Origin of the sequence: Microbacterium sp. B35-04 (genome assembly GCF_010634885.1) — a bacterium.
Lineage (GTDB): Bacteria > Actinomycetota > Actinomycetes > Actinomycetales > Microbacteriaceae > Microbacterium.
This window is the reverse complement of sequence record NZ_MWLP01000042.1, coordinates 26,991-40,791: the sequence shown is the minus strand read 5'-3', so window position 1 is coordinate 40,791 and position 13,801 is coordinate 26,991. Positions and strand designations below refer to the sequence as shown.

General features: G+C 71.3%; 13 protein-coding genes. 7 read left to right on the top strand and 6 right to left on the bottom strand.

The annotated features are described in order from the left end of the window. Positions 1-872, top strand: an 872-nt coding sequence (locus B1729_RS11790) for an MFS transporter (protein WP_163632853.1), incomplete at its 5' end; no start/stop codon positions are given. A 32-nt stretch (positions 873-904) separates the two neighbouring features. On the opposite strand, the gene B1729_RS11785 is transcribed toward B1729_RS11790, so the two are convergent. After that, complete coding sequence (locus tag B1729_RS11785) at positions 905-1,816, bottom strand: LysR family transcriptional regulator (protein ID WP_163616182.1); 912 nt, start codon at positions 1,814-1,816, stop codon at positions 905-907. A 72-nt stretch (positions 1,817-1,888) separates the two neighbouring features. Here B1729_RS11785 and B1729_RS11780 point away from each other — a divergent pair, with 72 nt between their 5' ends. Then, positions 1,889-2,809 (top strand): EamA family transporter, encoded by a 921-nt coding sequence (locus tag B1729_RS11780; protein WP_163616180.1) that lies wholly within the window; start codon positions 1,889-1,891, stop codon positions 2,807-2,809. Positions 2,810-2,909: 100 nt separating this feature from the next. Then, entirely contained in the window at positions 2,910-4,439 is a 1,530-nt protein-coding gene (locus tag B1729_RS11775; RefSeq protein ID WP_163632851.1) for an MATE family efflux transporter, read from the top strand. 145 nt (positions 4,440-4,584) lie between these two features. On the opposite strand, the gene B1729_RS11770 is transcribed toward B1729_RS11775, so the two are convergent. Beyond that, positions 4,585-5,163, bottom strand: a complete 579-nt coding sequence (locus B1729_RS11770) for a putative immunity protein (RefSeq protein ID WP_163632849.1) — start codon at positions 5,161-5,163, stop codon at positions 4,585-4,587. A gap of 76 nt (positions 5,164-5,239) precedes the next feature. On the opposite strand from B1729_RS11770, the gene B1729_RS11765 reads away from it, so the two are divergent. The 3 genes from B1729_RS11765 (at position 5,240) to B1729_RS11755 (ending at position 8,199) form a co-directional block, all read left to right on the top strand. Next, positions 5,240-5,605, top strand: a complete 366-nt coding sequence (locus tag B1729_RS11765; RefSeq protein WP_163632847.1) for a metalloregulator ArsR/SmtB family transcription factor — start codon at positions 5,240-5,242, stop codon at positions 5,603-5,605. Next, positions 5,602-6,759 carry a cation diffusion facilitator family transporter gene (locus B1729_RS11760; RefSeq protein WP_239539606.1) on the top strand — a complete coding sequence of 386 codons (1,158 nt, stop codon included), beginning with the start codon at positions 5,602-5,604 and terminating at the stop codon, positions 6,757-6,759. The genes B1729_RS11765 and B1729_RS11760 overlap by 4 nt, the downstream gene beginning before the upstream one ends. Positions 6,760-6,948: 189 nt before the next feature. After that, on the top strand, positions 6,949-8,199 hold the full coding sequence (locus B1729_RS11755) for an alpha/beta fold hydrolase (protein WP_163632845.1): 1,251 nt from the start codon (positions 6,949-6,951) through the stop codon (positions 8,197-8,199). Between the two features lie 266 nt (positions 8,200-8,465). Here the strand turns inward: B1729_RS11755 and B1729_RS11750 are convergent, their stop codons facing one another. Beyond that, positions 8,466-10,751 carry an esterase-like activity of phytase family protein gene (locus B1729_RS11750; RefSeq protein ID WP_163632843.1) on the bottom strand — a complete coding sequence of 762 codons (2,286 nt, stop codon included), beginning with the start codon at positions 10,749-10,751 and terminating at the stop codon, positions 8,466-8,468. Positions 10,752-10,930: 179 nt separating this feature from the next. Further along, positions 10,931-11,614 carry a type 1 glutamine amidotransferase domain-containing protein gene (locus B1729_RS11745; protein WP_163632841.1) on the bottom strand — a complete coding sequence of 228 codons (684 nt, stop codon included), beginning with the start codon at positions 11,612-11,614 and terminating at the stop codon, positions 10,931-10,933. A 117-nt stretch (positions 11,615-11,731) separates the two neighbouring features. Here B1729_RS11745 and B1729_RS11740 point away from each other — a divergent pair, with 117 nt between their 5' ends. Then, on the top strand, positions 11,732-12,631 hold the full coding sequence (locus B1729_RS11740) for a LysR family transcriptional regulator (RefSeq protein ID WP_163632839.1): 900 nt from the start codon (positions 11,732-11,734) through the stop codon (positions 12,629-12,631). 76 nt (positions 12,632-12,707) lie between these two features. Here B1729_RS11740 and B1729_RS11735 read toward each other — a convergent pair whose 3' ends face one another. Continuing rightward, the gene (locus B1729_RS11735) at positions 12,708-12,887 is read right to left on the bottom strand and encodes a CsbD family protein (protein ID WP_163616163.1); all 180 of its coding nucleotides are present in this window, start codon (positions 12,885-12,887) and stop codon (positions 12,708-12,710) included. A gap of 38 nt (positions 12,888-12,925) precedes the next feature. Beyond that, on the bottom strand, positions 12,926-13,627 hold the full coding sequence (locus B1729_RS11730) for a hypothetical protein (protein WP_163632837.1): 702 nt from the start codon (positions 13,625-13,627) through the stop codon (positions 12,926-12,928). Between the last annotated feature and the right edge of the window lie 174 nt (positions 13,628-13,801).

Genomic DNA, 13,801 nt, shown 5'->3' with positions numbered 1-13,801 from the left:
TCGCGGCGACGCAGTCGTTCCTGCCCCGGCTCGTTCCGCGGTCGCGACTCGTGGTCGCGAACGCGCGCCTGGATCAGACGGATGCCGCAGCCCAGACGGTGGGTCCGGCACTGGGCGGCGGGCTCGTCGGCCTGCTCGGCGCGCCGATCGCGCTCCTGGTCGACGCGGGGAGCTACCTCGTCGATGCGCTGCTGAATGCGGGCATCCGCGTGGATGAGCCTCGCGAGCGCCGCCTCGAGCGCAATCTCGGCCGCGAGATCCGTGAGGGGCTGCGCTGGGCGTACGCGCACCGGACGCTCGGCCCGCTCGCGGTGTCGACGCACGTCTGGTTCTTCGCGAACGGCATCGCGTTCACGGTGCTCTCGCTGCTGGCGCTGCGGTCCCTCGGGTTCACCGCCTTCACCTTCGGGCTGCTGCTGGCCGTCTCGGGATCGGCGGCTCTGCTCGGCGCGACCTTCGCCGCCCGGTTCGGGTCGTGGCTGGGCACCGGGCCGGCGATCATCGTCGCCCGCGCGGCCTACCCGATCGCGTGGCTGCTGGTCGCTGTGACGGCGTGGTTGTCGGCGGGGCCGGTACTCCTCTATATAGCGCTCGCGATCCACGGGCTCGCGGCCGGCGTCGAGAACGCGAACGAGATGGGCCTCCGACAGGCGGTCACCCCCGATGCCCTGCTCGGACGCGTGAATGCGAATATCCGCTCGGCCAACCGGACCGCGGCGGCCCTCGGCGCGCTCGCGGGCGGTGCGGCGGTCGGTCTCGTCGGTGATCAGTGGACGCTCGTCGTCGTGATGGTCGTCTTCGCGATCGCCGCGCTCGTGGCGGTCCTCTCAGCCCCGCTTCGGGGGATGCGAGTCCTTCCCGATTCGGACTGAGTCCCAGGTCATCGCCTCGTCGCCCCGCACCATCACATCACGCGCGCATGCTCCACGAACGCGTCCAGCGCGGTGCGGAGGGCGGGCGAATCCTCCTGCGAACGGCGGTGCACCGCGAGGACGTCGCGGGTGGAGGCTGGCTCGACGGTCGGGATCGCGACGAGGTCCGGGCCGATGTCACCGCGGCCGAGGCGCGGCACCAGCGCGACCGCGCGTCCGGCGCGGGCGAGTTCCAGGTGATTCTGGAACTCCATCGACTCGTGCACGATGCGCGGTGCGTTGGGGACGCCGTCGAAGAGCCGCCGCAGCCACTGGCGGCAGATCGTCGCCTCGAACGTCGCCACCCAGTTCTCGCCCGCGAGCTCTTCCGGGCGCAGGGCGGTACGACCGGCGAGCGGGTGGTGGCGCGGCAGGATGACGTCGGCGACATCGGTGAACAGCGGTGTCGAGACGAGATGGTCGGGCATCGCCAGGGCGACGCCGCCCCAGCGATGCACGATGCCGAGGTCGCGCTGGCCTGACGCGACGAGTGCGATCGACTCCCACGGCTCGCTCTCGCGGAGCGGCAGCGCCAGATCGGGATGCCGCACCGCCAGGTCGCTCAGCACCGGGATGACGAGGCCGCGTACGACGGTCGAGAAGGCGGCGAGCCTGATCTCACCCACGACCTGGTCATCGGCACCCGCCGTGAGTTGCAGATCGGCGCGCAGGCGCTCGAGGTCGGCGAGGATCGGCGTGGACGCGACGACGAGGCGTGTGCCCGCCTCGGTGAGGATGACCCCGCGCCCGGCGCGCTCGAGCAGAGTGATGCCCGTCTCGCGTTCGAGTCGCTTGACCTGCTGCGACACCGCGGACGGCGTGTACCCGAGGCTCGTCGCGGCAGCGACGACGCTGCCCTGCGTGGCCACCGCGCGCAGTGACAGCACCGCTTCCAGATCGATCATGAAGCAAAGCTACACGGTTCCATGAGAAAAGCATCGCTTGTTCTTCATCCACGAACCCGCTGAGGTAGAAGCGTGAACAGACGCGACATGGTGCTGGCGGCGGCCGTGGCATCCTTCTGGGGGTTCAACTTCGTCGTGATCGACTGGGGCATGACCGGGGTCCCGCCCCTGCTGTTCGTCGCGATCCGCTTCCTGGTCGTCGCGCTCGCCGTCGTGGTGGTCCCTCGCCCCCGCACCTCCTGGCGCACCGTGATCGGCGTGGGGCTCTTCATGAGCCTCGGGCAGTTCGGCCTGCTCTACACGTCGATGGCGCTGGGGCTGCAGCCGGGCCTGGCGGCGCTCGTGCTGCAGGCGCAGGCGGTGTTCACGATCCTCATCGCCGCCTCGGTGCTGCGGGAGCGCCCGACCATCCCGCAGGCCGTCGGCGTCGCGGTCGGCGTCGTCGGACTCGCGATCGTGGCGACCGGACGCGGCGGCGATGCTCCGGCACTCGCGGTGGCACTGGCACTCGCCGCGGCGTTCTCGTGGGGCATCGGCAACGTCATCTCGCGCGGGGCCGGCGTGGTGAGCGGGTCGGGACGGCTCGGCTCGCTCTCGCTCACGGTATGGTCGGCCCTCGTCGTGCCGGTGCCCGCGCTCGCGCTGTCGCTCGTGGTCGAAGGACCGGAGGCGATCGCCGCCGGGATCACCGCCTTCGGCTGGCAGTCGCTGGTCTCGACGCTCTACACCGCGGTGCTGTGCACGATCATCGGCTACTCGATCTGGAACGGCCTGCTGGCTCGCAACCGCTCCGCGGCCGTCGTGCCGTGGGTGCTGCTCGCGCCGGTCGTCGCGATGGCGTCGGCCGCTCTCCTGCTCGGGCAGATCCCGACGCCGGCGGAGATCGTGGGCGGTGTCCTGCTCGTGGGCGGAGTGCTCGTCACCGGTTTGCCCGGTCGGCGTGTCATTCAGCGCACACCGTCAGGTAAAGGCCGAATCGATTCGATACACTAGGCGACTGTCGCTTCGCACCCGCGCATCCCTCGCCTTCGCGCTCCACCCGCTGCCGCGGCATCCGTCCCCCTCCTCGCCTTCTCCTTCGAGAGCCGCCTTCATGACCACCGCCCTGACGACGGGCCGCCCGTGGCGCGTCATCGTCGTGTTCGCCGTCCCCCTGCTCATCGGCAACGTCGTGCAGCAGCTGTACCAGTTCGTCGATGCGATCGTCGTCGGGCGCCATCTCGGCGTCGACGCGCTGGCAGCGGTCGGCGCGACGGGCAGCATGCTGTTCCTGCTGCTGGGGTTCGCGTGGGGCCTGACGTCGGGGTTTGCGATTCCCACCGCGCAGGCGTTCGGTGCACGCGACTTCGCGGCGGTGCGCCGCTCGGTCGCGGTCGGCACCATCCTCACCGGCGCGTGCACGCTGCTGCTCACGGTCGGTGCGCCCCTGCTCGCCGGCCCGCTGCTCGTGCTGCTGCGGACGCCCGCCGAACTCATGGACGACGCCGTCGTCTTCGCCCAGATCAGCTTCCTCGGCGCCGGCGCGATGATGTTCTTCAACTACCTGTCGGCGATCATCCGCGCGATCGGCGACTCGCGCACGCCGCTCGTCTTCCTCACGCTGGCCTGCGGTCTCAACGTCGTCCTGGTGATCCTCATGGTCGGCCCGCTCGGCTGGGGCGTCGGCGGCGCCGCGCTCGCCACCGTCGTCTCGCAGGCCATCTCGGTGCTGCTGTGCCTCGAGTTCGTCCGTCGACGGATGCCGGTGCTCCATGTGCGCCGCGCCGACTGGCGTGTCCGCCGCGCCGAGCTCGCCGAGCACCTCCGCCTGGGGCTTCCGATGGGCTTCCAGGCGTCGATCATCGCGATCGGGACGCTGTCGGTGCAGGTCGCACTGAATGGGCTCGGCGCGGACGCGGTCGCCGCCTACACCGCGGCATCCCGCGTCGACGGTCTCGCCGTCGCGCTGCTGCAGTCGCTCGGACTCGCGGTGTCGATGTTCGTCGCGCAGAACCACGGCGGCGGGCGGCCAGATCGCATCCGCCATGGCGTCACCCAGGCGACCTGGATGTCGGTCGCCGCCGCGATCGTGCTCGGGGCACTGCTCATCGCGTTCGGTGCGGTGCTGGTGCAGCTGTTCGTCGGCGAAGGGTCGAGCGAGGTCGTGGGGATGGCGGCGCAGATGCTCGCGATCAACGGGGCGACGTACTGGATCCTCGGCATCCTCTTCGTCCTGCGCGGTGCGCTGCAGGGACTCGGCCACGCCCTCATCCCCACCGTCACCGGTGTGATCGAGCTCGTCATGCGCGTCGGCGCGGCCGTCGTGCTGGGGAGCATGTTCGGCTTCATCGGCGTGGCGGCGAGCAACCCGCTCGCGTGGCTCGGCGCTGTCGTCGTGCTCGTGCCCGCCTACCTCGTGGCGCACCGCCAGCTCGCGTCGGCGGCCGTGTCGCCGATGGTGATGACGCCGACGACGCCGATCGCGGTCATCGGTCCGACCGACGGCTCGATGGTCGTCGACGCGGTGGTCACGCAGCCGATCGTGCTGCCGACCGCAGCGCAGACGGCGACGCCCACCCCGCCGCGCCGCCGGCGCCGGCGTCTGCGCGCGGCCGACCGCGAACGGCGCAGCGCCCGCGGCTGAGCCGGACCGCGGTTCGCTGCGCCGGGGTGGCCGGTTTCGTGGAGACCGGGTTTCGCCGAGCCCGGAGATTCGCGCCGAACCAGGGGGCGGTGCCCTCGATCTCGCCGCGGATCCCCTGTCTCGTGGGGGGCGGGTGCGGTTGGGTTCAGTCGTCGAAGACGTTCCAGCAGATCGGGCTGCGGAGACGCTGGTCGTCGAGCACCAACTCTCGGATCTGTGCCGGCAGCTGCGAGCGCTGCCAGTCCCGTTCGGCCAGCCGTGCCGCGTCTGTTTCGCCGGCTGAATCGGTCCCCACGCCCCCTCCATGCGCCGCTGGCGCGTCGCCCGGAGTCTCCGGGCGCGTGGCCCCAGCCGCCACCGCGCGGATCGCGTACGCCGCGGCGCCGAGCTCATGCGCTGCCACGTGCGCCACGGCGACGGCTTGCCCGGCCGCGAGTGCGGCGAACTTCGCAGGATCGGGCAGACCCTTGCCCGCGGCATTCGCGACGAACGCCCGCTGGTGAGCCTCCTTCATGGGAACCTCGCCGCGAATCCATGCGCGACCGAGCTCGATGGCATCGCGCGGGCGGCTGTCACCGGGCTGCTCGCGCTCGAACAGAGGCAGTACACGCTCGGCGCACAGCGCCGCCCACTCGGCGAGCAGGCGATGGTCCTCGTCGGTGAGGGTTCCGCCTCGCCGGATCGTGATGAACCGCGGATCACGCACGGTGGGAAGGATCGGCATGCCGCCAGCTTCCCACCGGTCCGGCGGCAGTACGGCCGGGTGCGTTCCCGACCGAGGAATGACGTACTATCTGCGTATGAGTGCAGATAAGCAGGGATGCGGATACGCGGTCGACAGCAGCTTCGTCGAACTCGCGGTGGAGGTGTTCGCCATGCTGGCCGACGCGACGCGCGTGCGGATCGTCCTCGCCCTGCAGGACGCCGGCGAGCTGTCGGTGAACCACCTCGCCGACATCGTCGACAAGTCGCCCGCCGCGGTCTCGCAGCATCTCGCGAAGCTCCGGCTCGCGCGGATCGTCTCGACCCGGCAGGAGGGGCAGCGGGTGTTCTACCGGCTCGAGAACGAGCATGCCTCCCGCCTCGTCGCCGACGCGATCCACCAGGCCGAGCACTCGCTCGGCGGCACGCCCCGCCACCACCACGCCGAACAGGGCGCCGAATGAGCGCGCAGACCGCGGGGCATCCTGACCACGACGAGCACCCGCATCCGCACGATCCTGAGCCTGCCGCGCCGCACGACCATGACCATGCGCATGACGACGCCGGTCACCCTCACCACCACGCGCCCGACGACGCCAACCACGACCACGGTGACCACCGCCACGGCGACCACGGCGACCACGGTCACTCCCATCCCACCGGGCTGCGCGGCATCCTTCATGAGCTGTTCGTGCCGCATTCGCACGACGCGGCAGACGCGATCGACGACGCGATGGAGGCCAGCTCAGCCGGCGTCCGCGCGCTGAAGATCAGCCTCGTGATCCTGCTCGCCACCACGGCGCTGCAGGCGATCGTCGTCGCGTTCAGCGGGTCGGTCGCGCTCCTCGCCGACACCGTCCACAACCTCTCCGACGCCCTCACGGCCGTGCCACTGTGGATCGCGTTCGTGCTCGGCCGGCGTGCGGCATCCCGTCGATACACCTACGGGCTCGGCCGCGCCGAAGACCTGGCGGGCCTCTTCATCGTGTTCGTCGTCGCGCTCTCGGCGATCGTGGCGGCCTGGCAGGCGATCGATCGGATGCTGCACCCGCAGCCGCTCCACAACCTCGGGTGGGTGATCGCCGCGGGCGTCATCGGGTTCGCCGGCAACGAGATCGTCGCCGTGTACCGCATCCGCGTGGGCAAGCGCATCGGGTCTGCCGCGCTCGTGGCGGACGGCGTGCATGCCCGCACCGACGGCTTCACGTCGCTCGCGGTGGTGCTGGGCGGCATCGGCGTGCTGCTCGGCTTCCCGCTCGCGGACCCGATCGTGGGCCTGGTCATCGCGGCGGCGATCTTCGTGCTGCTCATCGGCACGGTGCGCAGCGTCGGCCGCCGCCTCCTCGACGGCGTCGAGCCCGAGCTCGTCGACCGCGCCGAGCACGCCCTCGAACATGTCGAGGGCATCGCGCGGATCGACCGCGTCCGCCTCCGCTGGGTCGGGCACCGCCTCCAGGGCGACGCTCTCGTCGCCGTCAAGGCGGACGCCGACGCCGAGGCGAGCGCCCTCGACGCCGAGCGCAGCGTGCGCGCGCACCTCCGCAACGTCGACGACTTCGTCGTCACTGCACATGGTCTCAGGATGCTCGACGACCGGGGCGAAACGCACACGCCGTAAGACGTCCGCTCGGCGGCTCGGGGCGTTTCGTCTCTGCGTTTCGACTCGCAAGCTCGCTCAACGACCACGTTCCTCGCTCGCTCAACGACCGCGTTCCTCGCTCGCTCAACGACCGGGCATGACCTTGCCGCGTGTGGGGACCCCAGGGCGGCTCACGCCGCGTCGGCGGCAGCGCCTAGGCTCGGACGCATGCCCGTGACGACGCGCCGGATGCAGGACCTGACCATCGACGACCACACCGTCACCGTGCCGCTGGTGTGGGGCGATCCGGCGGACGGCCGCACGATCGACATCCACGCCGCCGTGGTCACGCGCGAGGGCGGCGGCGGCCTCCCCTACCTGGTGTTCCTGCAGGGTGGGCCGGGGCACGAGGCGCCGCGCCCGTTCCACGCACCGGAAGCGCCGTCGTGGCTGGACGAGGCGCTCGAGCACTACCGGGTCGTGCTGCTCGACCAGCGGGGCACCGGACGCTCGACCCCGGTCAGCGACCGCGACCTCGAGCGCGGCACGGCTGAGCTCGCCGAGTACATCACGCACCTGCGCGCCGATGCGATCGTGCGCGACTGCGAGGCCGTGCGCGCCGAACTCGGCGCCGAGCGGTGGAGCGTGCTGGGGCAGTCGTTCGGCGGGTTCACGACCCTGGCCTATCTGTCGACGGATGCCGACTCCCTCGAGCACGTCTACATCACCGGCGGCCTGAGCGCCGTGGGGCGGCATCCCGACGATGTCTACTCCCTCACGTACGACAAGATGCGCGAGGCGTCCGAGCGCTACTACCGGCGCTTCCCCGCGCACCGCGACGCGATGCGCCGGATCGTCGACCTCGCCGATGCGGGCGCCCTGGTGCTGCCCGACGGCGAGGTTGCCTCGGTCTCCCGCGTGCGCTCGGCGGGCTCCGCGCTCGGCACCAACGAGGGGTGGCAGAAGCTCTGGAGCCTGCTCGAGCTCGAGCCGCACACCAACGCCTTCCGCCACGACCTCGCCTCGGCGATGCCGTTCGATGCGCGCAACCCGCTGTACTACGTCTTCCACGAGTCCAGCTATGCCGACGGCTACGCCACCGAGTGGTCTGCCGAGCGCACCGAGCCCGACGACTTCCGCGACGACCCGACGCTCTTCACCGGTGAGCACGTGCGCCGCGAGTGGGCCGACACCGTTCCCGGGCTCCAGCCCTGGCGCGACGTGACGCTCGAGCTCGCCGGGTTCGCGTGGCCGCGACTGTACGACGCGGCCGCGATCGAGGCATCCGGCGCCCGCGGAGCCGCCGCCGTCTACGCCAACGACCTGTACGTGCCGTTCGAGTTCTCGATGGAGACGGCCCGTCTCCTCCCGGGCGTCACACCCTGGATCACGAGCGAGCACGAGCACAACGGGCTGCGGTCGGGCGGCGAGGTGCTCTCGCGCCTCATCGACATCGCGCACGGGCGTCGCGTGCGCTGACACCGGACGGGAACGGATGCCGCGGGCCAGTGCGGCCTCGGGTTCGTTCCTCGTCACCCCGCGCCGGATGCGCGGTCGTTGAGCGAGGGACCGCCAGCGAACGAGACGAAACGCGCCGAGCCGCTCGTGTGCGTCGTGTCGGGGGCGTTTCGTCTCGGCGTCTCGACTCGCAAGCTCGCTCAACGACCACGTTCCTCGCTCGCTCAACGACCGGACCGGGCGGAGGATGCCGCAGCATCCCCCGCCCGGTCCGACGCCCCGAGGGCTCAGCCCGCGAGCGTGACCGTGTCGATGGTCACTGCGGCGATGCCCGGGTGGTCACTGAAGACCCCGTCCATGCCGGCGCCGATGAAGGCCTGGAGCTCGCCGGCGAGGTCACCGTAGGCATTCGGGTCGGCGCTCGAGCGGAAGTCGGCGGGCAGGAACTGGTTCTCGGCGCGGAACGTCCAGCCATGCACCGAGAGTCCCGCCGCGTGCGCGTCGGCGATGACCGGGGTGGGCGTGCCCAGGCGGCCGTCGGCGGTGCGCGGGATCATCACGGACTTCTCGAGGCCCACGCCATCGGCGTAGGACGCGATCTCTGCGAGCCCGGCCGGCGTCACCAGATCCTTGTAGGTGCGGGGGTCGCCGGCGAGGGTGAAGTCGTACGGACGACCGGAGTTGCTCACGAGCTGCGCCAGGGTGACGTCGGTCAGGCCGGCGAGGTCGCGCAGGTTCGCCGTCTCGAAGCTCTGCACGATGACGGGCGCGTCCGCGCGGTCGACGCCGTTCGCCTGCAGCGCCGCGACCAGCGGCTCCTCGAGCGAGAGCCCGATCGAGTCGAAGTACGACGGATGCTTCGTCTCGGGGTACACGCCGACCGTGCGGCCGTCGCAGCTGACCGAGTGGCGGGCGAGGTCGATGACCTCGTCGAGCGTCGGGATGACGTACAGCCCGTCGAACGCAGTGTTGGCCGGACGCGTCTGCGGCAGGCGCTCCTTGGCGCGGAGCGTGCGCAGCTCGGCGAACGTGAAGTCCTCGGTGAACCAGCCGGTGATCGACGCTCCGTCGATGACCTTCGTCGCCTTGCGCGCGGCGAACTCGGGCCGGGTCGCGACATCCGTCGTTCCGCTGATCTCGTTCTCGTGTCGCGCGACGAGCACGCCGTCCTTGGTCGACACGACGTCGGGCTCGATGTAGTCGGCGCACTGCACGATCGCCGTCTCGTACGCCGCGAGCGTGTGCTCGGGGCGCGACCCGCTCGCGCCGCGGTGGCCGATGAGGCTGACCGTCGACGGCTCGAGCTTGGTCTTGTCGAGATCGATGATCGCGAACTCGGTGTCGTCGGGCGTGCCCGGGATGCGCGCGTCGTTGCCCGGGTAGTTGTTGTCGTTGCCGATGAGGAGGCTGCCGTCCTTCAGCTGCACGACGGTCTCGAACGACTGCACCGGGAGCGAGTAGATCTCGCCCGTGCCGTAGCCGTCGCCGGCGCCGATGCCGTGGGGGTTGGCGATGCGAAGTGCGTCGAGCACGAGCGTCTTCTCGAGGTAGCCCTCGGCGTCGGTGCGGCGGAGGTCCACCTCGTAGACGCGCTTGGTGACGGACTGCTCGCCCTCGAAGTCGTCGCGCTCGATGAGGATGAGCACGTCGCCCCGCACGGTGAACGCGTCGCCGATGACGTTCGGCTCCTGGTCGGTCTGGTAGCTCCAGGTGCGACCGGTGTACTGCCCGGCGCGCGTGTCGAACTCGAGGATCTCGCGGCGGCGCAGGTCGGGGTCGTCGGCGTACGAGCCCTCGACGACGGGGTAGAGGTAGCGTCCGTTGGCAGAGGCGGCCATCGCCTCGAACCCGCGGCTCGAGCGCACCCGCGGGGTCTCGCCCGGCTGCAGGTAGGGGTTCGCCGGCGACTTGGCGCCCTCCAGCGCGTACGGCTTCTCGAGCAGGGTGCCGTCGGTGTCGAAGTGCAGCAGGAACGGCCCGAACTCCTCGCCGACCCAGAAGGTGCCGTCCTTGGCCCTCACGACCGACTCGATGTCGAAGTCGCCGCCGGTGAGGAGGCGCTCCGCGGTGCCCTCGTTCACGATCGGGAAGTCGAGGACGCCGTTGCGGTCGTTGTACGAGATGAACCGCTCGATCTGGATCTCGCCTGCGCCGCCTTCGGCGGTCTGCCAGGCCGGACGAACGAGATAGTTGCGCAGCAGGAAGTCGGCGGAGTTGCCCTTGGCGCCGAAGCCGTTGTCGGGCTGCGCCCAGAACGTGCCGTCACCGTTGTCGATCGCGGCCGAGAACCCGGGGATGACCTGGCCGTCCCAGGGTCCGGTGCGGCCGTTGGCCGGGCTCGCGAGCGCGCCCGAGGCCGGGCCTGGCTCGAGGTGATCGGCCGACAGCGTCGCGCGGGCGACGAGCGTCGGCACGTGCGTCTGCACGTACGGCGACTGCGACGCCGCGGGAGCGGCGGCCGCGGCCGGCTGGGCGGAGGCGGCGGTGGCGGGAAGGAGCGCGACGGCGGTGACCGTCGCTGCTGCCGCGGCGAGAAGGCGCGGCAGGACGCGTCGTGTGGGGATTCGACTCATGCCTCCGACGCAATCGCGGACGCCGCACCGCCCGCTGACCGGCCGGCGACGCGCGTGCGACGGCTCGGTGAACGGGCGGCGAGCGGCGCGTGAGAGCGCCCTCATCCTCGTGTCCGGTGACGGATGCCGGTCGCCCGGCCACGCTCCGCGGCATCCGTCGTCCGTTCTTCCGACGCCCGTCAGCGCCCGGCGAGCACCTCGACGAGGCGTTCTGCGGTCGCGACGCTCGACTGCGGGTTCTGACCGCTCACGAGCGAGCCGTCGCTCACGACCGTCACCGACCACGGCTCGCCCGGCTCGACGACCGCGCCGAGTTCGCGCAGGCACGACTCCACCAGGTAGGGCGAGCCGTCGCCGAGTCCGCCCTGACGCTCCTCTTCGTCGGTGAAGACGGCCAGCCGGCGGCCGGCGAATGCGAACGACCCGTCCGGCCGCACGGCGCTGAGCAGTCCGGCCGGCCCGTGGCACAGCACGCCCACGACCGCGTCCCGGTCCAGCGCGTCCACGAGCAGCCGACCCAGATCGGCGTCGACGGCGAGGTCCACCATCGGGCCGTGGCCACCAGGCAGCGCGATCGCGTCGTACTCCCCGTCTGTCACGTCGGCGAGCGCCCGCGGATGCGCCAGGAGTTCTTCGATCGAGGCGAGGTAGTCGGTCAGCACTGCGGTGTCTCCGGAAAGGCTGCCGGGATCGACGGTCGGGCGCACGCCACCCGGAGTCGCGATGTCGACGTCGTGTCCGGCCGCCACGAGTCCCCGGTGCAGCTCGACGAGCTCCTCCGCCCAGAACCCGGTGGGGTGCGCCGTGCCGTCCGTGAGGACGATGGCGTCCGCGCCGGTGACCGCCATGAGTACGTGTGCCATGTCTGTCTCTCCTGTTCGACGACTCGCGCGAGCCGCTGTGGGAGGGAACGAGGCATCCATCGCCCTCATTTCCTATGCTGGGTAGCAGCCATAGATTTTCTGATGGACGGATGCCGCATGCAAGAGCTCGATCTGCTGCACACGTTCGTCGAGGTGCACCGCGCCGGGTCGATCACGGCAGCCGCCGCACGCCTGGGACTGAGTCAGCCGTCGGTGAGCGAGCGCATCGCCCGGCTCGAGAGCGAGCTCGGCATGCCGCTCTTCACGAGATCGGTGCGCGGGGTCACGCCGACCCCTGCCGGCGACGCGCTCGCCGTGCGCGTGGCGTCGCCGGTCGACCGGCTGCGCGAGGTGTGGACGGCGCCGGCGCCGGGTCCGGTCGAGACGGTGCGGGTGGGCGGCGCGAGCGACGTCGTCGCACTCCGCGTGGTCCCCGCGCTGGCGCCGCTCGCCAGCGCCGGCGTCCGCGTCGAGTTCGGCCTCGGTCTCGCGCACGACCTGCTCGCCCGGCTCGCGGACGGCGACCTCGACGTCGTCGTGTCGTCGGTGCGGACGCCGCTGCGCGGCATCCGGTATCGCGGCCTCGTCGACGAGGAGTTCGTGCTCGTCGGGGCGCCGTCCCTCGCGCGGACCATCGACCGTGGGCGCCTCGCCGCCGATCCCGCAGGCGCCCTGCAGCATCTGCCGCTCGTCGCGTACGACGCCGACCTGTCGATCGTGCGGCGCTACTGGCGCAGCCAGTTCGGGCGCCGCCCGGCCAACGCGGTCGCGATCACGGTGCCCGACCTGAGGGCCGTGCTCGCGGCGGTGGTGGCCGCCGCCGGCATCTCGGCGCTGCCCCGCTACCTCGCCGAACCGGCGATCGGCGCGGGCACCGTGGAGGTGCTGCACCGTGCGGACGAAGCGCCGATCAACACCCTGCACCTGGCGATCCGCGCCGGCGAGCCCCCGACGCCCGCGACGACGCGGGTGATCGATGTGCTCGTGGAACGCGCGCGGGAGTGGGACGTCTTCTGAGTCCGTCCGCGCCGCCGCCGGCCGGACACGGCGGTGCCCCGGATCCGCCGGGGATCCGGGGCACCGTCGCGGCAGATCACCGATCGTCGGTGAGCGCGTCCTTCACGTCCTGGCCGGCCTTCTTCATCTTCGCGCTGGCCTGATCGCCCACGCCCTCGGCCTGCAGGCGCTCGTTGTCGGTCGCGTCACCGACCGCCTCCTTCGCCTTGCCCTTGATGTCTTCAGCGTTGTGCTTGATGTCATCGTCAAGACCCATGGTGGATCTCCTTTCTCGTGGTGGTTAGAGGTTGAGGTTCAGACCCGGTCGTCGCCGAAGCCGGCCCGGTCCACGCGGCGGTGGTAGCGCATGCCGGCCGCGCCGCCGAGGATCGCCGCGATGAGCGTGATCACAGCAGCGCCGATCGCGGTCAGGATGCCGGTCCAGGTGGCGGTCTCGACGGTCACCGGGATGCGCGGGAAGATATCGACGTTTGCCAGGATGTCCCACTGGGAACCCGCGATCGCCGTCACGACGGCGACGAGGATGGCGATGGCGATGGCCCAGAGCCAGACCGCCAGACCCTGCTTCGCCCCGCTCAGCCGGGCCATGCGCCCCGCGACATATCCGCCGGCGAAGTAGGCGACGAACAGCACGACCGCGATGGCGATCGCGCCGATGATGGTCGCCGCCGTCATGTTCTGGTCGGCGGCGTCGACGGCGTCTTCGACCGTCGCCGGCGACGCAAGACCTGTCGCCGCGCCGATCGCGGCCACCACAGCGGTCAGGGCCACCAGAGCGCCCAGGGCAGTGAGCCAGCCGAAGAAGGCGGCGCCGAACTTGATGCCGCCGAAACGCTCGCGCTCACGCGCCACGACGGTCTCGCGGAGAGACGCGTCGCTGCGATCGGCCACGGCTTCGCGGTGATCGGCCACGCCGTCGTGATCGAGGTCGGTATCGGTGCGCCGCGGTGCCAGCGGCTCCGTCGGGCGTGCACCTCGGGTGTCGTCCGTGCTCATGCAGCGACGTTAGGCGGAACAGCGCCGATGACTCAGCCCGTTGCGAATCCGTGCCGAAGGGCGTAATCTCCTCCGCTCGCGCCCGGGCGTCAGTGGCTCCGCCACGCTGTACGGGTGGGACACCATCCGAGGCCGTGAGGCCGTGCGGGTAGGTGGAAGAGCAGAATGGCGGGT